The 16638-nt window shown below is 38.5% G+C and carries 14 protein-coding genes; 2 read left to right on the forward strand and 12 right to left on the reverse strand.

Annotation, left to right across the window (positions count from 1 at the left end; translation table 11 throughout):
* Positions 1-21 precede the first annotated feature (21 nt).
* Both ACRPLY_RS04230 and ACRPLY_RS04235 read right to left on the reverse strand, forming a co-directional pair.
* Positions 22-1056 (reverse strand): alpha-ketoacid dehydrogenase subunit beta, encoded by a 1035-nt coding sequence (locus ACRPLY_RS04230; protein WP_028413711.1) that lies wholly within the window; start codon positions 1054-1056, stop codon positions 22-24.
* Between the two features lie 18 nt (positions 1057-1074).
* Positions 1075-2067, reverse strand: coding sequence for a thiamine pyrophosphate-dependent dehydrogenase E1 component subunit alpha (locus ACRPLY_RS04235; protein WP_033578716.1), 993 nt, complete (start codon positions 2065-2067; stop codon positions 1075-1077).
* A 473-nt stretch (positions 2068-2540) separates the two neighbouring features.
* Here ACRPLY_RS04235 and ACRPLY_RS04240 point away from each other — a divergent pair, with 473 nt between their 5' ends.
* Positions 2541-3875, forward strand: a complete 1335-nt coding sequence (locus tag ACRPLY_RS04240) for an ArsB/NhaD family transporter (RefSeq protein WP_013082773.1) — start codon at positions 2541-2543, stop codon at positions 3873-3875.
* Between the two features lie 79 nt (positions 3876-3954).
* Here the strand turns inward: ACRPLY_RS04240 and ACRPLY_RS04245 are convergent, their stop codons facing one another.
* The 3 genes from ACRPLY_RS04245 to ACRPLY_RS04255 form a co-directional block, all read right to left on the reverse strand.
* Entirely contained in the window at positions 3955-5331 is a 1377-nt protein-coding gene (locus ACRPLY_RS04245) for an NCS2 family permease (RefSeq protein WP_432231589.1), read from the reverse strand.
* A gap of 255 nt (positions 5332-5586) precedes the next feature.
* Positions 5587-5913, reverse strand: coding sequence for a Na-translocating system protein MpsC family protein (locus ACRPLY_RS04250; RefSeq protein WP_014460548.1), 327 nt, complete (start codon positions 5911-5913; stop codon positions 5587-5589).
* Positions 5914-5950: 37 nt separating this feature from the next.
* Positions 5951-7387 (reverse strand): NAD(P)-binding domain-containing protein, encoded by a 1437-nt coding sequence (locus ACRPLY_RS04255; RefSeq protein ID WP_432231590.1) that lies wholly within the window; start codon positions 7385-7387, stop codon positions 5951-5953.
* 391 nt (positions 7388-7778) lie between these two features.
* Between ACRPLY_RS04255 and ACRPLY_RS04260 the strand changes: the two genes are divergently transcribed.
* Positions 7779-8681 carry a COX15/CtaA family protein gene (locus ACRPLY_RS04260; protein WP_014460550.1) on the forward strand — a complete coding sequence of 301 codons (903 nt, stop codon included), beginning with the start codon at positions 7779-7781 and terminating at the stop codon, positions 8679-8681.
* A gap of 44 nt (positions 8682-8725) precedes the next feature.
* On the opposite strand, the gene ACRPLY_RS04265 is transcribed toward ACRPLY_RS04260, so the two are convergent.
* The 7 genes from ACRPLY_RS04265 to xylE all read right to left on the reverse strand — a co-directional run bounded on the left by ACRPLY_RS04265 (position 8726) and on the right by xylE (position 16556).
* Positions 8726-9610 (reverse strand): SDR family oxidoreductase, encoded by an 885-nt coding sequence (locus ACRPLY_RS04265; RefSeq protein WP_432231591.1) that lies wholly within the window; start codon positions 9608-9610, stop codon positions 8726-8728.
* A 336-nt stretch (positions 9611-9946) separates the two neighbouring features.
* Positions 9947-10441 (reverse strand): universal stress protein, encoded by a 495-nt coding sequence (locus tag ACRPLY_RS04270; protein ID WP_205664021.1) that lies wholly within the window; start codon positions 10439-10441, stop codon positions 9947-9949.
* Positions 10442-10591: 150 nt separating this feature from the next.
* A complete protein-coding gene (cyoD, locus tag ACRPLY_RS04275; RefSeq protein ID WP_205664020.1) occupies positions 10592-10888 on the reverse strand; it encodes a cytochrome o ubiquinol oxidase subunit IV in 297 nt (98 codons plus the stop codon).
* The gene (cyoC, locus tag ACRPLY_RS04280) at positions 10889-11488 is read right to left on the reverse strand and encodes a cytochrome o ubiquinol oxidase subunit III (protein ID WP_033578711.1); all 600 of its coding nucleotides are present in this window, start codon (positions 11486-11488) and stop codon (positions 10889-10891) included.
* A gap of 1 nt (position 11489) precedes the next feature.
* A complete protein-coding gene (gene qoxB, locus ACRPLY_RS04285) occupies positions 11490-13457 on the reverse strand; it encodes a cytochrome aa3 quinol oxidase subunit I (RefSeq protein ID WP_432231592.1) in 1968 nt (655 codons plus the stop codon).
* Between the two features lies 1 nt (position 13458).
* Positions 13459-14397 carry a ubiquinol oxidase subunit II gene (locus ACRPLY_RS04290; protein WP_034264685.1) on the reverse strand — a complete coding sequence of 313 codons (939 nt, stop codon included), beginning with the start codon at positions 14395-14397 and terminating at the stop codon, positions 13459-13461.
* Positions 14398-15134: 737 nt separating this feature from the next.
* Entirely contained in the window at positions 15135-16556 is a 1422-nt protein-coding gene (gene xylE / locus ACRPLY_RS04295; protein WP_034264608.1) for a D-xylose transporter XylE, read from the reverse strand.
* Positions 16557-16638: the final 82 nt, after the last annotated feature.

The raw sequence follows: 16638 nt of genomic DNA on the forward strand, positions 1-16638 counted from the left end.
TTCCTCCTCCTTTCTCTTTACTTACACGCTTAGAAGCGATTTATCTCCTAGCAACTCCGATACAACTTCAATTACTTTTTGCGGTGTTGGCAGATAAATATCTTCTAATGGAGGTGAAAATGGTACAGGTGTATGTGGTGCTGTAATTCGTTTAATAGGTGCATCAAGCATATCAAATCCTTTATCAGCAACTAGCGCAGCAATATCTGTTGCGATGCTACATCTTGGGTTAGCTTCGTCAATAACAATTAATCGATTCGTTTTTTCTACAGAAGAAAGAATCGTCTCTTCGTCAAAAGGTGATAGACTTCGCGGATCGACTACTTCTACGTCAATTCCTTTGTGAGATAATTGATCTGCGGCTGTAAGTGCAGTATTTACTTGTTTGCCAATCGCTACAATAGTTAAATCTGTTCCTTCGCGTTTCACGTCTGCTTTTCCTAATGGAATCGTATAATAGCCTTCAGGAACCTCACCTTTCATGTTGTACAATGTTTTGTCTTCAAAAAAGATAACCGGATCATTGTCTTCAATTGCTGCTAATAATAAACCTTTTGCATCGTAAGGGGTAGAAGGCACCACTACTTTAATGCCAGGAATGCTAGTGAACAAAGCATACAAGCTCTGAGAATGCTGAGCCGCAGCTCTGAATCCAGCTCCATGAGTCGTTCGAATCGTGACGGGCACTTCTGCTTTTCCTCCGAACATGTATCTAAATTTTGCGCCTTGATTCAGCACTTGATCTAAGCAGCAGCCAATAAAGTCATTAAACATTAATTCTGCAACCGGTCTTAACCCCGTAGCTGCCGCTCCCATTGCAGCTCCTATATAAGCTGCTTCTGAAATAGGCGTATCAAGAATTCGTTCACGTCCAAATTCTTGTACAAGTCCCTTTGTCACTCCAAGGACACCGCCCCAAGCCTCATCATCTTGCAGGTGGTCAATTTCCGCTCCGCCAGCTACATCTTCTCCCAGCAGAATCACATTCTCATCTTTTCGCATCGCTAGTTTCATTGCTTCATTGATAGCTTCAGACATACTTAATTTTCTAGTCATTTTCTTTTCCCCCTTTAATTAGTAAGATACATAAACATCTGTTAATAGTTCGGAAGCATCAGGATAATCGCTTGTTTCTGCTAGCTCAACTGCGCGTTTTACTGCTTTTTCTACGTCACTTTCAATATCTCTAAGCTCTTTTTCTGTTACTACTTGTTCTGAAAGCAAATAGTTTTCAAAAAGAGCAATCGCATCTTTTTCCTGAAGGTGTTCTTTCTTTTCACTGCCTGATTTATACGTTTGTGCGTCGCCTTCGAAATGCCCGTAATTTCGATACGTTACACATTCAATTAACGTTGGGCCTTCCCCTCTGCGAGCTCGTTGAATCGCTTCAGCAGCTGCTTCATAAACTGCCATCACGTCTTTTCCATCCACTCGTACGCCTGGAATATTGTAAGATGCGGCACGGTCTGCAATCGTGCTGCAGCTTGAAGCATAAGAAAAGGGAGTTGCTTCTCCGTAGCCATTATTCTCAGCAACAAAAACAACCGGCAGTTTCCAAATGGCTGCTAAGTTAATTCCTTCATGAAACGTTCCTTCATTGCCCGCCCCGTCTCCAAAAAAGCAAACGCTTACATCTTTTGTCTTTTTATACTTAGCAGTTAAAGCAGAACCGCATGCAAGCGGAAATCCTCCTCCTACAATTCCATTTGCTCCTAAAATTCCTTTATCTAAATCCGCAATATGCATAGATCCACCTTTTCCTTTGCCTAACCCGGTTACCTTCCCAAATAGTTCAGCCATCATTCCATCTAAATCGCCGCCTTTAGCAATACAATGACCGTGTCCACGATGAGTGCTCGTAATACTGTCACTGTCATTAAGGTGAGCGCACATTCCAACCGCTATCGCTTCTTCACCTGCATACAGATGAACAAAACCAGGTAGTACCCCTTTTGCAAAAATTTGATGTACTTCATCTTCAAACTTTCGAATTTCTACCATTTTCTGATACATCCAGCTGGCTTTTTCTTTCGTAAGCTTTTCTGTTTTATTTTGAGCAGTTTTCATTATGGTAAGCCTCCTCATTTGATTATCAAACTTCACTTAATTACTCTTGCAAGTACCGTGCCAACATGAAAACCGCTTTATCTTAGCAATCCATTGTTTTATTTGTTCTCACAAAGTTAGACAAAATTGGACACTGTTCCAACTTTGTCTAACTTTGTCCGATATTAGAGGAATCAATTATGCAAACTGAATTTAAGGTGCATAATAAGCGTGTGGGTTGAAAATCACATGAATAATTAGCAAGAAAGCTTTTATGTAAATATGATATAATGCTGAAGGAATCGTCTGCATTTTGAAGAACACCAAAGCTTTTAAAGGAGGTTGGTTAAAGGAAAGCGGATTTTATAGAAGTTTTACCGTAAAGTTGGATGTAAATTAAACGATGAAAGATGAGGTGAAAACCTGGAAAACATCCAAAGTTTGCGTCATCTACACTTCGCGACGTCTAGATGACATATCGCCAGGTTACAGTTATGCACAATGCAATTCAACACATTACAAGTTTTCATGTATACGCAGCCATTATTATATTTATCATTACATATTTTCTGATTATGACTGAAAAGATCAATCGCGCTTCAGCAGCTCTTTTAGGTGCTATATTAATGATTTTGTTAGGTATTGTCGATTTTAATAATGCTATTACCGAACACATTCAGTGGGAAACAATTGTCCTGCTTATGGGTATGATGATTTTAGTCGGCATCACAAACAAAACAGGCGTGTTTCAATACGCAGCCATCAAGTCTGCTAAAATTGCTAAAGGTGATCCGGTTCGAATTCTAGTTATTTTATCGATTTTAACAGGCGTCGGATCAGCTTTTTTAGACAATGTGACAACCGTGTTATTAATTGTTCCGGTTACATTTTCGATTACTACTATTTTAAACATTAATCCTTTTCCGTTTCTTATATCAGAAGTGCTGTTTTCAAATATTGGAGGAACGGCAACTTTAATAGGCGACCCGCCTAATATCATGATTGGGGCAGCGAATCCTCACCTTGATTTTAATGCTTTTTTATTAAATTTAACTCCTGCAGTGCTGATTATCGGTGTTGTTACGCTGGGGATTCTTGTTCTTATCTATCGTAAAAAGTTAAAAGTAGAAGATAGTAAAAAGCAAGAGTTAATGAGTTTAAATGAAAAAGATTATATTCAAGATTCTGTTTTAATGAAAAAATCGTTAACTGTATTAGTATTAACGATTCTAGGTTTTACCCTGCATTCTGTTTTGCACATTGATGCGGCTATGGTAGCCATTACAGGTGCTGCTGTACTACTGGTAATTGGATTAAGAACTCATGATGAAGTAGAAAGCGCATTTGATTCTGTTGAATGGACAACCATTATTTTCTTTGCAGGTTTGTTTGTTCTTGTCGGAGGCTTAATCGATGTAGGCATTATTAAAAAGCTGGCTGCTGGCGCGTTGAACGTTACAGACGGCAATATCGCACTCTCAGCTTATCTCATTTTGTGGATTAGTGGCATTGCCTCAGCTGTTATTGATAACATTCCTTTTGTTGCTACAATGATTCCACTTATTCAAGATATGGCTCATGGAATGGGAATGAGCCCTGATTCTGCTCAAATCAATGTACTATGGTGGTCACTGGCTCTAGGAGCGTGTTTGGGAGGAAACGGTACGTTAATTGGAGCATCTGCCAACGTGATTGTAGCTGGCATGGCTGTAAAAAAAGGACATAAATTTTCGTTTATGGACTTTTTGAAAATTGGAGCTCCAATTATGCTTGTATCTCTTTTGATTTCAACGTTATATATCTTCCTTCGCTATCTTTTATTTCTGTAAGGGAGAGAGATTAAAATCTACACGATCAGTAAAAAAGACTTCTCAGCTGAGAAGTCTTTTTTGCTCTAGATATATGCGCTCAGGCAGCCCAGATGAAGTTGATAATAAAAGCGGCGCTAATGATGTACATAATCCAGTGGATTTCTTTCGCCTTGCCGGCTAACAATTTAACGAACGTATAAGATAAAAAACCTAGCGCTAAGCCTTCGCCGATACTAAACGTTAACGGCATCAAAATAATGGTACAAAAAGCAGGCACAGCATCTGTTATTTCGTCGAGAGGAATGTTTTTAATTTCTGTTAACATGAGAGCTCCAACCATAATTAAAATAGGCGCTGTAGCAAAAGCAGGAATAATGCTGATCAATGGAGTGAACAAAATACTGACTAAAAACAGCATGGCAACAACCAGTGCTTTAAGACCCGTTTTGCCTCCTTCTGCAATTCCCGCAGCGTTTTCTACATACGCGTTCATTGCGGTAGATCCCATAGCAGCACTGGCTACAGTCGCAAGAGAATCTGCCATAAGCGCTTTATCTAACCCTTTAATTTCTCCTTTTTCATCCATTAGTCCAGCTTTTTTAGATAATCCAATCATCGATCCTAAATTATCAAATAGCTCCACAAGCGTAAATGAAAAAATAATAGAGAAAAGACCGTAATGGAGAGCAGATTTAATATCCATTTGTAAAAAAGTTTCTGACATGCTTGGCATTGAAAACGACACAACGCTGCTGATGCTTTTAGGTGCTTCTACTATGCCCAGCGCCATCCCTGCAATTGATATCAGTAAAATACTAATCAAAGCAGCTCCTTTAATTTTTCGAGCAGTTAATACAGTTACCGCGATGAAACCTAATAAAGCAAGTAATGGGCCCGGTTTTGTGAGTTGTCCAAGCGCTACTAAATTTTCTTTGTTGCTTACAATAATTCCAGCTTGCTTAAAACCGATAAAAGCAATAAATAGACCGATTCCAACGGAAATAGCACTTTTTAAAATAGCGGGTATCCCTTCAATAATCTTCTTGCGTAAGCCTGTTATGGTTAAAATAAAAAATACAACCCCTGAAATAAATACGGCTCCTAAACCTGTTTGCCACGTTAACCCTTCACCCAATACCACTGTATACGTAAAAAAAGCGTTTAGCCCCATTCCTGGTGCAACTGCAATAGGCATGTTCGCCCACAATGCAAACAAAAGAGTTGCAAAAACAGTGGCAAAAATTGTTGCCGCAATTGCCGCTTCTTTTGGAATGCCTGCATCTGCTAAAATCGTCGGATTAACAAAGATAATATAGCTCATCGTCACAAAAGTCGTAATTCCCGCAAGAATTTCTGTTTTTACATCTGTTTTACGTTCTGTTAAATGAAACAGCTTATCTACCCATGAAGGATTAGGTGCTGATTTTTTTGTTAGTTCCATATGCTGAGTTTCCATTTTTTCATTCATCGCCACTTGCTTTTCACTCCTTTAATGATCGATTGAATTTTTTTAACTAGTTTTTACAGCCGCTTTATCAACAAGTGTATATTCAGTCATTTCCCCACTCCTTTTTTATGAAAATATGTATAAAAAGAGCCGTGAAAACAGAAGGAAACCCTTCTATCTTCACGGCTCTTTGCTTCTGTAAACAGAAGATAAGCATCCGTCTTTTACGTTTTTTGCAAAACAAACGATTTCATCCAACGTTTTGCCATTTATATAGAGAAGTTATTTAAAGCAAATAACCGTACAAGAATTCTCAGTAGCAGGATCATAATCTCTAAATAAAGAAGTGACCTGGATATCGAATAATAGCTCCACTTTTTGCTTTAGCATTTTTTTATATTTAGTCGACAAAGCCGCATCAAGAGACATCACTAATTCTTTATATTCTTCACTGAGGGCGTCTAGCGCTGGCATTCTTTTTGATTGAGCTAGTATAAGAATTTTATTATCAATAATATCTATTTTTTGAGTATTCACGCCTACATTAAAAATTTCTTGGCTAATTTGAGTATACAAAGTAGCTATCTTCTTTTTAGAGATCGGCTCCATATGCTTCACCTTTTTCATTGTTAAAAATGTAGTTTTATTATGTTGTTTTCACTTGATTAGCGTCTTTTGACCAGCTACCGATAAATTCAGGCTCATTATAGTCAAAGAAATTGGTTAAATTCTCATGGCGGTTATCAATAAAAAGCTGATTGGCGACTTCTGATACGAGCTTCGGTATCGCATATTTCAGCCCTGAAAGAGCGGAAGCAGAAATTCCACAGCTAATTAAAGCAGAATAATTAAAAGCAAAAAGGCCATATACCATTTTTTGACCTTCCCCATTGCGATTTGAAAAAGCAAAGCCATTACTAAGGTAAGGGTGGGCATCCAATACTGGATTGGCAATTTCATGCGGTGCTTTGTAATGATCGCTCCAGCGGGCGATGTGTTTTTCAACAAGACGTAATTCTGGACGAAGAGCCGGATCTGTTAGAAGGCCTGTGCTAATAATTAAATAGTCAAATGTAAAGACTCCCTGAGGAGTTGTTACAACTGCTTTGTCCTGTTTTCCCTCGACATCGAGCCACGGTGCATGTAGGTGCAAATGAAAACCTGGCCATGAGGAAGCGCGTCCAAATGTATCATTCGTAGGCGGCTGATTGTATTCGAAAAAATGAGCCATTACTTCATATTTTTCAGCATCTGACAGAGCATGAAAACGCTCAATCATTCCTGAAGCTTCCATTTGTCTGATTGGATTAATACGCGGAAGTTCTTTTCGTCGAACAAATACATGAGCTTCAGCAACTCCTTCGGAAAGTGCATAGTTGGCATTGTCAAACGCCGAAGCTCCTCCCCCTAAAACAGCTACTTTTTTGTTCTTCAACGTAGTAAAATCAATCGTTTGTGAAGTATGAGAATAAAGATGAGGCGGCAATTTTTCAGAAATCATAGGCGGGACATGCCACTCTCCTCCTCCTTGAATTCCTGTAGCTAGTATAACTTTACGTGCCATCAGTGTAGGACATGCAGCTCCATTTCCTTCAATATGCAAGCGATGAATACCTGTTTCCGTCGGCTCAATTAACGTTAATTTTATTTCATTTGCCACAGGAAGGTTAAGAATACTCCGGTACCAGCGTAAATAATTCATCCAGTCTCCTCTTGGAATTCTGTCAAGAGCTTCCCAGCCCTCTGAGTCAAATTGTGCTTCCCACCACGCTTGAAACGTAAGCGAAGGCATACCTAAATCGATAGATGTTAAGTTTTTGGGCGTTCTCAGCGTAATCATTCGTGCATACGTTTCCCACGGACCTTCTAAACCCGAACGGTTTTCATCAATAATAAGAATATTTGACACGCGTTCTCGCAGCAAGCCAAAAGCCGTTCCTAAACCGCTTTGACCTCCTCCAATAATGATTACATCGTATACGTGTCCACTTTTAGGGATAATTGGCTGTACTTCTGTTGGTTTCCTGAAAGAAAGGTAAGAAAGATCGGTTTCTACTCTTTTATTTAAAGCTTCTAAGCTCATCGTTATCTCTCCTTTCAATAAAGCTTCTCTATGATAAAAAGTTTATTTTTTTACCTAACATAAAATGATAGGTTTTATAACATCATTTGATTTATATTTATATTATCACTTTTGGAATATGATTGTATCTCCATTCTCTCTAAAGTTTTTTTTGCAAATTGTATAAAATCACTAATATAATTTTTTATATCTTATGTATGAAAGCATATTTACATTGTTTAAAAGGAAAAAACCATTACAAAGTTTAGTGAAGAAAGCTTTTCTGACATCAAATTCAAGGAAAACATGTGCGAGTTTGTGACAGTTATTTGTTAATTACGCTCTACTACTTGACTATCGTATTCATCAAATCTATAGTCATAATTAGTAACTCAACAAAGGGAGTCAACGTATGAGAAATTTATTTAAAATAACAGCTATATTTACAACGATTGTTATGTTTATTTTAATGATTGCCGGCAGTCTGGTCACAACCACAGGGTCTGGATTAGGGTGCGGAAACGAGTGGCCACTATGTAACGGGCAGTTAATACCCGAATACGCAGTAGCAACAATGATTGAATATACGCATCGTTTGATTACCGCATTTGCAGGTCTTCTTGTTTTAGCATTTTCTATTTGGGCTTGGATTCGTTATCGCAGAAACCGTGAAGTGAAAATTTTAGCGATCATGAGTATTGCATTTATCGTTATCGAGTCGTTGCTCGGGGCTTCTGCCGTTATCTGGCCTCAGTCAGCTGAGGCGCTAGCCCTGCATTTCGGTCTTTCGCTTATTGCGTTTACCGGTGTATTTTTACTTTCAATATTTGTTATTCAAAAGGACCGTTCGGATCATTTTATTAAAGGAGCCGTTACAGGCAAATTTAGATGGCTCGCATGGTTTACGCTTATATTTACCTACTGCGATATTTATTTAGGTGCATATGTGCGTCACAAAGGTGCAAGCTTAGCGTGTACAAGCTTTCCGGCTTGTTATGGCAACACTCTTATTCCAAAGCTATCAGGAACAACAGGCATTCACTTTGCTCACCGATTTGCTGCTCTTGTGCTGTTTGTTCTTATCATTTGGATTATGGTATCTGCTATCAAACAGTATAAAGAAACTCGCCGTGATATTTACTACGCGTCCATCATTGCAGTTGCTTTAACCTTTGCTCAAATATTTAGCGGTATCTTTGTTGTCATGTCTCGTTTAAATGTCTTTGCTACACTGTCTCACTCGGCATTTATTACAGCATTATTCGCTACGCTTAGCTACATTTGTGTACAAACTTTAAAAGGTAAAAGACGATAAAACAAAAAAACACGTGCAGTTCATAACTGCACGTGTTTTTTGTTTTAAGCTAGTTCTATTCCGCCTGTAATTCCGTAAACTTGAGCTGTTACGTAGCTTGCATCCGTTGAAGCTAAAAATACGTATACATTTGCTAACTCTACCGGCTGACCAGCACGCTGCAAAGGTGTATCTTGTCCAAAGCCTGGAATAGCGTCGCTTGGCTGCCCTCCAGAAATTTGAAGCGGCGTCCAGATAGGTCCTGGAGCAACGGAGTTAACGCGAATACCTTTTGGAGCTAATTGCTTGGCTAGTCCGCGAGTGAATCCGTTAATGGCAAACTTTGTAGCTGCATAATCTAATAAATTAGGACTTGGGCTATAGCCTTGTACAGAACTTGTGGTAATAATAGAAGCACCTGCCGGTAAATAAGGCAGCGCTGCTTTTACGGTCCAATATAAAGAGAATACATTTACTTCAAAGGTTTTGCGCAGCTGATCCGTTTCTAAATCAGCAAGATCTTCTACTGCCTGCTGTTTACCTGCTACGAGCGCTAAAACGTCTAATCCATCTAATTCTTTATAAGCTTTTTCTACTAGCTCCTTGCAAAAAGATTCTTCGCCTACATCACCAGGTATGAGTACTGCTTTTTTGCCTTCTGCCTCAATAAGCTTTTTTACTTCTTCTGCATCAGTTTGCTCTTGTGGCAAGTAATTAAGCGCAACGTCCGCTCCTTCTCTTGCGTAAGCGATAGCTGCTGCTCGGCCAATACCTGAATCTCCACCTGTCACAAGAGCTTTTCTGCCTTTTAATTTACCTGCACCTATGTAACTGTTCTCCCCGCAGTCTGGGATGACGTTCATTTCTTTTTGTACACCAGGCGGTTCTTGATACTGTTTTGGATAGTCTTCATGGAAAAATTGAGTTAATGGATTATTTAACTTTGACATATTCGTCACTCCTTTATAAATCAACCTTAACCAACTAAGGAAAAGTTTTCTATATGCTTGTTCTTCCCCTCTTCTTCTTTCATAAACATGTTTGATGTGCTCTACTATCCTCACCTTTCTTTCTGCCATTCCCCTTCAATCCACAGCTGGATACATGAAAACTACATTCACCATCACAATAAAAAAATCCGAACGAGTCACGTTCTCTCTTGAGAACCTTGACTCCTTGTTCGGATCTTCTTTTAACTAAAATACGTTTATCCCCTCTCTTTAAATAAATGGTGAGAGCTTTGTATTTTGCTGTGCACAACAAGTTTTATTTCTCGTCTGTGCCTGTTACTCTGTTAGCTCTACTTGTAAAGGCTTTGATTGCTCTTCAGCTTCTTTAGGGGTGCGAACGATTAACACATCACATTTGGCATAGCGCAAAATATGCTGAGATACACTTCCGATTAAGATACGCTCTACCGCGTTTAACCCGGTTGCACCGCATACAATTAAATCAACGTGCTTATCGGGAGCAATTTTTTTAGATATTTTTGTTTTAGGAGAACCGTGTTCAATTAAGGTCTCGACTTTCGTTACTCCAGCCTTAATGGCTAGGTTACTATAGTTGGCTAAAAGTTCTTCAGCAAATTTCTCTGCGTCTTGAAAGCGTGTATCCGTATAAAATGCATAAGGTGATGGACTTAACGCCTGTATATCGATAACGTGACAAATTATCAAATGAGCGTTATTTTTTTTCGCACTGTTAACTGCTTTTTTGAACGCCCACTCCGCTTCTACAGAACCGTCTACTGCTACGAGGATGTTACGATAAGCCATATTCATCATAATCTCTCCTTTAACATTCGTTTATAAAGAACTTTCTTTGCTACACTTTTATTGTACTTCTTGCGCAAGCGAAAGTATGTGATTTTTATCACAATTTATAGAAATTAATAAAAAATGGAGCCGCGCACATCGTACACGGCTCCATTTTTATTGAACTTGAGAGTTAAAAGTCATTATCCAAACAGATCCTGCTACAATCGTAATAACAAAAACGATTCCAAGTATTAAAGCCATCACATTATAACGAGGCTTCTCTCCGTCTTTAATATGCATAAAGAAAAACAATTGAACGAAAAATTGAAGCACGGCCATTCCTAGAATGCTAGCTAGTAATATATTTTTAGCAAGTACGTGGTTTAATACCAGCAGCAGAGGAATAACGGTTAAAATAATTGAGAAAATAAATCCGGTTGTATAAGCTTTTAACGACCCGTGGTTCCCCATCTACATCACCCCCATTAAATACACAACCGTGTAAAGGAAGATCCAGACGGCATCAAGAAAATGCCAGTATAAGCTGATAATCGTCACTTTTCGTTTTGTTACAGAGGTAATTCCGTATCGTTTTAACTGGATTGTAATTGAAATCATCCAAATGATGCCAACCGAAACGTGCAGCCCGTGTGTACTAACTAGTGTATAGAAAGCCGTAAAAAATGCGCTTGTGGAAATGGTTGCTCCTTCGTGAACCATAGTTTGAAATTCATGAATTTCAAGGCCAACAAAGCATACACCTAAAAGCAGAGTTACGATTAGCCAGCCAATTAAAGGCTTTATTTTTCCTTTGTGCATGCTTAACACGGCCAATCCGCTTGTAAAGCTGCTCGTTAATAAGATAAACGTTTCAGAAACAAATCCTGGGACTTCAAAAAATTCCTTTCCTGTAAGGCCTCCTGCAGTATGATTAACAAGAACGGCATATGTAGCAAATAATGCTCCAAATAAGATACAGTCCGTTACGAGGAAAAGCCAAAAACCCATAACTTTGATTTCTTCATCATGTTCATGATGATGTTCTTCGTGATGCGCTGTCGCATATGCCATGTTACCCGACCCTCCCTACTGAATCTTCTGTATGTCGAATTTCATCCACGGGAATATAATAGTCCGAGTTGTATTGAAAAGAACGGGCTAGTAAACAACCTCCTACTCCTGTCAAACCGAATATCGCTACCCATACCCAGTGGAACGTTAAGCCAAAACCAGCAATGAACCAGAAAACCGACATGATAAATGGAATACCTGAATTCTTAGGCATATGAATTGGAGAAAAAGCCGCTGTTTCCTTCGCTTTTTTCTTTTTTCTTTCTTCTTTTATCGTCCACCACGCATCTTGCCCCGTTACTGTTGGAATCACTGCAAAATTGTAGTGCGGCGGAGGTGAAGGAATGGACCATTCTAATGTGCGGCCATTCCAAGGATCTCCTGTTACATCTCGTTCTCCGTACTTAATGCCATGAAGAATCTGCCATGCTTGAAAGATAAACCCTATGCCCATAAAGAAGGCTCCCACTGTAGAGATAACGTTCAGTGGGAGCCATCCCATGTCAAAGTCGTACGTATAAATACGGCGCGTCATTCCCATAAACCCTAGTGCATATTGAGGCATGAAGCATACATAAAAACCAATATTCCACGTCCAAAATGCCCATTTGCCAAGACGGTCATTTAGTTTAAAGCCAAACATTTTTGGCCACCAATAGTACAAACCTGCAAAAAAGCCGAATACAACGCCTCCGATTAATACTTGGTGAAAGTGTGCAACTAAAAAATAGCTATTATGATACTGATAGTCTGCGGGAGCTGCTGAAAGCATAACACCGGTTGCTCCTCCTACAACAAAGCACGGGATAAAAGCAATTGTCCATAGCATTGGCTGAGTCATTTGAATACGGCCGCGGAACATCGTAAATAACCAGTTGAACACTTTAACACCCGTTGGAATTCCGATAGCCATCGTCGTAATAGCAAAAAACACATTTACATTAGCACCTGCACCCATCGTAAAGAAATGATGCACCCATGTGAAATACGATAGAACGCTAATAATCATCATTGAAAAAACCATAGATTTATAGCCAAATATCTTCTTTTGAGAAAACGTTGCAACAATTTCAGAAAAAATGCCGAATGCCGGAAGCACAACAATATACACTTCAGGATGTCCCCACATCCAAATTAAGTTAATGTACATCATCGGATTTCCACCGCCGGTCATGGTAAACAAGTGTCCGTCAAAGAAGCGGTCGATAAACAATAAAGCAAGCGTTACGGTTAATACAGGAAACGCGAAAATGATAATAATACAGCTTGCTAGAACAGACCACGTGAATAGCGGCATATGCATAAGTTTCATGCCAGGCGCACGCATTTTTAAAATGGTCATAATAAAATTAATTCCAGAAGCCAAGCTGCCAATACCTGATATTTGAATGCCCCAAATATAAAAATCTTGACCTGGTCCAGGACTGAACTGCATGCCAGAAAGCGGCGGATAACTCAACCACCCTGCATCTGGCGATCCTCCGATTACAAACGACAAATTGAAAAGCATGGCGCCAAAGAAAAATAGCCAAAAGCTTACCGCGTTTAAAAAAGGATAGGCGACATCTCTTGCTCCAATTTGAAGCGGCACAACGATATTAAAGAAAGCAAACATAAGCGGCATTGCCATAAATAGAATCATAATGGTTCCGTGCGTAGTGAAAATTTCATTGTAATGATTAGAATCTAGAAAATGCCACTGGGGAAATGCTAGCTGCATACGCATTAATAATGCATCTACTCCGCCTCGAAACAGCATTAACAATGAAGAAAGCATATACATGATTCCAATTTTTTTATGATCCACCGTTGTGAGCCACTCACGCCATAGCCACTTCCACTTTTTAAGATACGTAAGAACAAAAATAATACCGGCTAGTGTTAACAATATGGCGACGTCGGCTCCGTAAATCATTGGCTCCCCTGTCACAAAAAAATAAGATGAAAAATCTTTTAATTTGTCTAACAACTTAGTTTCCCCCTTCCTGGTGCTCATGCTGTGTATGTGCTTGTTCTTCAGAAGCCACATTCATAGTCTTCATGTCTTCATTTTTCATATGGTGATGCTGACTATAATATTGACCACCGTTTTTAATAACAATTTCTTGAAACAAACCTTTAGGAATGGTAGAGTACGATTTTTCCAAGGAAAGACCTTGTTTGGCAAGATTGTTATAATCAGCTTTTGTTAAAGCTGGTGATGTTTCTTTCACTTGCTTTACCCACTGATTAAATTCTTTTGTCGATGTAGATTTAACTTTAAAGTTCATATGAGCGAACCCTTCACCCGTAAAATTAGCACCCGAACCAAAATATTCTCCCTTGTGATTAGCTTGTAGCCAAAGCCCCATGGCCATTCCCGGCATGGTATATAATTGTCCTCCCAACTCCGGTACCCAAAAGGAATTCATAGGTGCATCTGACGTTAGCACGAATTGAACGGGCACATCTTTTGGAATGTTGACATAGTTCACTGTCGCAATATCTTGATCCGGATATTGAAATAACCATTTCCAATCAAGAGACGTTACTTCAATCGTTAGCGGCTTTACATCTTTTTTCGGCGGATCTACTAATTCATAAGTCGTTTTGGCCGTAGCGAAACCTAAAATGCCGATAATAATAATGGGGATGCCCCACCAAATAAATTCAAGACGCTTGCTATCGTCCCAGTCTGGTCGATACGGAGCCTTGTTTCCAGGCTTATCACGGTAGCGTAAAACGATATACACAAGCAGACCTAAAACAGGAATAACAACAATTGTGCATAAAATTATGGAAAAAATAATTAACTGGTATTCTTTTTGAGCTACCGCCCCCTGCGGATTTAAAATCAAATAACGACTATCACAGCCTGCTAAAAAAATTGTAATGAATACGGAGAGAATGATTAACTTGCCAATATGCATTGATTTTTGCTTTCTCACCTCAGCTCAGGCTCCCTTCCTTTAAATCTCTGTACATAATAATGGTATATAAACGTTCATATTAGAGATGCATCTCAACAGATCAAAAGGCTAAAAACCTCCTAACATATTGAAGTTTGTCATGACATATTGCTTACTCCTAAAAAATTATCATGTTGTATGTTTAAAAGGTGTGATATTTCTCACACTTGAAGCGATTTTTATCTAGTTTAAATGGCTTTACCATAATTTCGTCACATATTTGGTTAAATGTGGTGTGAAATATCTTTCTCCTAGCGCGTAGATTCTGATAAAAGTAAAAAAGCTCTTCCAGTTTTTATTAACTGGAAGAGCTTTTTGGGAGTAATGAAGTATGGAGCTTTATTTCTTACTAGTTTGTTTGCTTTACTTGCTGAAACATCCAATCAATCATTTTCTGATTCCGATACGTTGGAACCCATGAAGCATGGTCATACTTTAATTCTTTAGGATATTCCGTATATAGCGGATGCCCCCCAGATCTTTTGTAAATTCATTGCACCGTTATTTATATTTACGATAAAACACTCCTCATAAAAAAACTATATTTCTATTTTTAAAGAGGCTTATCACTATAGCAATATCCTTTAAAAAAGCTATCCACTTTCTTCATAAAGGTTACATATTAAAAACACCTAAAGATAATTTAGGTGTTTTTGAAAGTTTTATATTCATCTTTCCTCTAAGCAAAAGCTTAATGGTTATATGGCCTTCTTACTCTTTGAAGCCTCTTGTTTTTTTCTCCACATATTTTCCATTTGTTCAAGAGTTCTACCTTTTGTTTCAGGAACAAATTTCCAAACAAATAAAGCAGAAAGTACACTCATTAAACCGTAGAAACCATATGTTAATCCTCCGCTATATTCCATCATCACAGGATACGTAGAGGAAATAAAATAGTTAGCTGCCCATTGAGCAGCTACGGCAATAGCTACAGCACGACCTCTAATTTTATTAGGAAAAATCTCTGAAATGAGCACCCAACAAATTGGCCCCCATGACATCATAAAGGAAGCTGTATAAATAATGATAAATACAAGCGTCCCTATACCAATGATGTTTGAAAAAGCCATGCTTGCTACACCGAACATTCCAATGGCCATTCCGATAGACCCTGTTATTAATAAAGGTTTTCTTCCCAAACGATCAACTGTCAAAATTGCAATTACTGTAAAAATAACATTTACTAATCCCATAATAATGGTTTGCAGCATAGAAGAACCTTTAGCTGCTCCCATGCTTTCAAAAATACGCGGAGCATAATATAGAGCTACATTGATTCCTACAAACTGTTGAAATACAGAAAGCAGTATACCTACAACGATAACTAATTTTCCATATGCCAATAATTTTCCAGACGAAACATTGGTAGAAATTGTTTGTTTAATATCTTCTAAAATTGATTTCGCTTCTGAAGACCCATTAATTTTAGTTAGTATGGCTAAAGCTTTTTGATCTTGATTCTGTATAGCTAAGTAGCGAGGCGTTTCAGGAACTAAAAACAAGAGTGATGCAAAGAGTAAAGCTGGAATAGCTCCTGAAGCAAACATGTATCTCCAACCCACATCATTAATCCATTCTAAGGTTTCCCCATTTGCAATACCCCAATTCACGAAGTAAACGACTAACATTCCAAAAATAATCATAAATTGATTGAATGATACCAATCTGCCGCGAATATCTGCCGGTGCAATTTCTCCTATATAGATGGGACAAATGGCTGATGCTAAGCCAACACCAATCCCACCTATAATGCGGTAGAAGTTAAAAGCTAGTAACAAAGAGAGTGTCGGTTCCCCTTTTGTGAAAAATAAAAACTCAGGATAAGAAGCTCCTAACGCTGAGACTATAAAAAGAATAGCTGCTAGTATAAGTGATTGTTTGCGTCCTAGTTTCGTCGCAAAATAACCAGATACCAATCCTCCAATAATACATCCTATCAAAGCACTTGATACAGTAACACCATGTGCTAAAGATCCTAACCCTAAGCTGTCAATAAGATACACCTTTAATGATTCTTCAGCTCCAGATATTACAGCTGTATCATATCCAAACAGTAACCCTCCGATAGCGGCAACTAAGGTAATAGAAAAAATATATAATGAGTTTCGATTTTGTTTCATGCGTTGTTAAAAGCAGTTAGTTAAAAGTAACAGTAGAAGTTCTATTTCTAACTGAGTTCGCACTTATTTGAATGCGTTTTCA

Origin of the sequence: Priestia sp. TGN 0903, from assembly GCF_050846855.1 — a bacterium.
GTDB classification, from domain to species: domain Bacteria; phylum Bacillota; class Bacilli; order Bacillales; family Bacillaceae_H; genus Priestia; species Priestia zanthoxyli.